The 2,802-nt window shown below is 58.2% G+C and carries 4 protein-coding genes; all 4 read right to left on the bottom strand.

Going from position 1 to position 2,802, the window contains the following annotated elements:
- Nucleotides 1-483, bottom strand: a 483-nt coding sequence (locus tag AC1D1X_RS20045; protein WP_477698985.1) for a Gfo/Idh/MocA family oxidoreductase, incomplete at its 3' end; no start/stop codon positions are given.
- Between the two features lie 17 nt (nucleotides 484-500).
- Complete coding sequence (locus AC1D1X_RS20040) at nucleotides 501-1,454, bottom strand: Gfo/Idh/MocA family oxidoreductase (protein ID WP_477668509.1); 954 nt, start codon at nucleotides 1,452-1,454, stop codon at nucleotides 501-503.
- On the bottom strand, nucleotides 1,451-2,668 hold the full coding sequence (locus AC1D1X_RS20035) for a TIGR00180 family glycosyltransferase (protein ID WP_477668508.1): 1,218 nt from the start codon (nucleotides 2,666-2,668) through the stop codon (nucleotides 1,451-1,453). Before AC1D1X_RS20035 ends, AC1D1X_RS20040 begins: the two co-directional genes overlap by 4 nt.
- Before the next feature lie 42 nt (nucleotides 2,669-2,710).
- Nucleotides 2,711-2,779 carry a hypothetical protein gene (locus AC1D1X_RS20030; protein ID WP_477698986.1) on the bottom strand — a complete coding sequence of 23 codons (69 nt, stop codon included), beginning with the start codon at nucleotides 2,777-2,779 and terminating at the stop codon, nucleotides 2,711-2,713.
- Between the last annotated feature and the right edge of the window lie 23 nt (nucleotides 2,780-2,802).

The following is a 2,802-nucleotide window of genomic DNA, read 5'->3' as shown; positions in this document are numbered from 1 at the left end:
GGGTAGGGGCATCGGTACGATCGTGTGAGCCCATTCGGTAAATTCGAAGCTGCAACTGAGTGCGCCGCCGTCTTCCTCAATCATTTTTCGTGCCTGCCGGGTCGCGGCGTAGAAGCGCCGGCTGTAAGCGATCAGCACATTGGCCTGGTGCTGCTCGGCTGCCGCCGCGACCGCGCCGAGTTCAGCCAGATTCAGGCCACCGGGCTTTTCAAGCAGGATGCGCCGGGTGCCGGCCTCCAGTAAATGGAGTGCAACCGGCGCAAGCTCCTCGAAACTCGCTGCCACGATCGCTCGTGCTGGCGCTCCTGACTCAGCGAGCGCTTGCACCAAGCCGCCACGCCGTACGGCGTGGCCGGTGGCGGCCTCAAAGGCCAGTGCAGATGATTCGCCACGCCCGATCACCTCGAAGTCCAGGCCCAGATGTTGCAAGACTTTGGCGTATTCGCGGGCATGCGGCCCCGCGCCGATCAACCAGATGTTCACGTCTATGTTCCTCGGTTTCAGGTGATGGGGACAGCGCCGGCTTCGGCATTGACGGCGACGCACCAATGATCAAGCAGGGCTCGAATATAAGGACGATGGATCTCGAGCGACTGCTCCAAAGTCGGCAACGCGCAATCGTTGCCGACAAGAATCGACTCGATGAGTGCGCCGCTTACTTCGCTCTGGAAGGGGAGGCGCCCCGGCAAATCGAGTCCGTCGGATCGTTTTGCGGTGCCGGCCGCTTCGTCGATGGCCCAGCGGTGTATGCCGTCATCGAGTTCAAAGCGGTAGAAGACATCTCCGTCGCCGGCTTCCAGGGTCGCAGTTGATCCGCCCGAGAAGTCGACTTTAAGCGTGCCCATGACCTCCCAGTTGCCGGGGCGCTTGGATTCGATCCAGCCAGGTGCGAGTTCACTGGTATCAAATGTTGTGGGCGTTTCACCGGTCCACCAGGCGAACATGTCCAGAAAGTGGATTGAGTTGCAGGCCAGTCCCCATGCACCTCCACTGACCTTCAGATGCATTGGTTTACCGGGCGTTAGCTGCGCTTTGATCTGTTGATGCCAGTCGAGCATTCTTCGCGGCGTGTTCACCCAGGCTCTGGCGTGGCCAACGTGATGCTCAATCTCGTCGAGCCCTGTCTCACTCTGTGCCAGCACCTTTTCGAGGATCCAGGCGCCTACCGTCGTCCGCGCGGCAATTTCTCGCACCACCTCAGGTCGCCAGCGTGCGGTAGTTGCAACAATCGCGACGTCGATGGCTGCCGGCATCGTTGCGAGCGAGGTATGCAACTGGACCTGATGCGGGCTGTTCGCTTTCGCGACCTCGTCCCAGCGTTGTTGCGCTCTCGCGAGCGACACCGGATCGACGTCTTGAACGTGAATGCAAAGCGGGCTGGCACAGTTCACAAGGCCTTGCAGGTAGCGCGAGCCGAGTTGGCCTGCACCGGAGATGAGGACGCTGTGGGTCATGCTACGTGCCCTTTTCTTGCCCGGTAGAAACCGCTGATCAAATTCTCCATGGCCGACAGTTCGGCGATCAACCGGTCATCAATCAGAAATTCAACGGGAGGAGTAAGTTTTTGCAGATCTTGCAATTGGCCATAGTTGCCGGGCGTCGGTGCCGGGACAGCACCGAACATGGCTGACTTGAGGTACTCCAGCCATCTGCGCGGCAGCAGCCGTTTGGCGATAGCAGCGGTGCTCTTGCGGAAGGTATTCAATACCGCGCCTGGACCTGTCAGCGCCTGCCTGGTATCACGGTCGAGATCATCGAGATGCCTGATAAATGTCTCGACCGCCTCGCGCACTACGGCACGCGCGCGCGCGTCGTCAACGGTAATGGCGCTTTTGAGCTCACGGGTGAGTATCGCGAAAAACCGCTCGTGCTCCGTCTCAAATTGAGCAGACGACCACCAGTCGCGAAACGACAGACCGCGATTGAAGTCTGTGCTCGTGATRGACCGGTTTTCGCTGGAGCGCATCCAGTACACCTCGTCGACCGTCGTAAGTTTTCCCCAGATATAGGTAGTGATTCCTTGCTGCATCTCGCTCACATAGGGTGACGACCAGTTTTCAAGCTGCCCCCAGGATTTGCACCAGACTGGCGCGCGCAAGACGGCGTAGCAGGTCGCGGCCGTATAGTCCGACATTGCAGTCTGCAGCCGCTGTTCAATCTCGTCCTGCCGGACCGTGTAACGCCAATGCGGGTAACCGTGGCCGTAACTGCAGGCAGTCCCGTCCTGCATGGTATGAAACGCCAGCGACTGCGCTATGCAGGCGCTCAGTGAAGCGTCGCGTTCAAGTGCAAGAATTGCGCTGCAAAGTCCGCTGAACAGAAAAAATTCGTCGTCCCCGAGCAAGGTCGCGTACGGCGTGCGGATATGTTTGGACGCCATTTTTAGACGGTCAGACATGCTGATTGCAGCATGTAGATAAATTACATCGCTAAGGCCATCCAGCGTCTGCCGCGAGATGCCATCCAGTGGTTGCGGTGAGCCGTCGACGATCACCACGCTCGCACCACTGCCGTGCCAATACACACACTGTCGCAACAGGAAATCCTGTCTTGCATAGCAAGGTATGACCACTGTCAGCAGCGAAAGCGTGGCAAAAGAAGGGTTTTCTTCGTTAGCGCTTTTTCGCAGCGAGTGGGCAAACCAGCTATCGAGAGTGGGATTGGCCATGGTTTTCAAACGTCTGGAAACGAATTTCTCCGAAAAAAGGCATCAGATGCGCTTGAGATAGCCGTCTGGAGCCACCGTCAAAAGCAATTTGTTCTCGATGGCCTTGTCGATTTCAAATACGAGCTTTCCACCAT

The organism is Polaromonas sp. P1_G4, from assembly GCF_056405475.1.
This window is presented reverse-complemented; position numbering and strand designations above follow the sequence as displayed.

Coding starts and splice junctions, on each gene's coding strand:
- AC1D1X_RS20040 (WP_477668509.1), bottom strand. CDS start 1,454: ATGACCCACAGCGTCCTCATCTCCGGTGCAGGCCAACTCGGCTCGCGC.